Here is a 518-nt window from a genome sequence, read left to right as displayed (position 1 = left end):
GTGGCGGGGATCATGATGCGCTCCTCGTGGCTGGCGTGCCCTTCACGCCCACCCGAGCCCTCCCCCTCCCCTTCGAGCCACGGTCGATCCCGGCCTACGGCCGCGGAGATAGGCCGAGAATGTCCTGCAGCGTCGGGGCGGACTTGCGACGCGCGCGGCGGCCGAACCTGACCCCCTGCTTCTCGGCGAATTTATGGACGGCAGCATACTTGCGCCCGAGCGCCGTCGCGAGATCGGGCAAGGCGATGTCATGGGCGTGTGCAAGCGCGAGGGCGCGCCGGTCGTCGTCGCTCCAGGGCCGGTGGTAGCCGTGAACCAAACCCAAGAGATTGGCGCGGGTGAAGAGAGAGGCTTTGGTCCGCCCCATTTTGGCGGCGAGATCGGTCATCGGCATCTTGCCGTAGTGATCGCGGAGAGTCGTGATGTCGGCTTCGGTCCAGATGGGACCGCCTCGAAACCCGTTTCGGTTTGCGTGCGTGCCACGCAGTCCGAGATGGTCGACCCGCCAGTTGATCGAA

The 518-nt window shown here is 66.4% G+C and carries 1 protein-coding gene; it reads right to left on the bottom strand.

The window, feature by feature from the left end; genetic code table 11:
• Window positions 1-94: 94 nt before the first annotated feature.
• Window positions 95-518, bottom strand: a 424-nt coding sequence (locus tag AACY19_RS26975; protein ID WP_339454547.1) for a hypothetical protein, incomplete at its 5' end; no start/stop codon positions are given.

This window comes from Pseudomonas sp. EA_5y_Pfl2_R50 (genome assembly GCF_963970475.1).
In the GTDB taxonomy this organism is placed as follows: domain Bacteria; phylum Pseudomonadota; class Gammaproteobacteria; order Pseudomonadales; family Pseudomonadaceae; genus Aquipseudomonas.
This window is presented reverse-complemented; position numbering and strand designations above follow the sequence as displayed.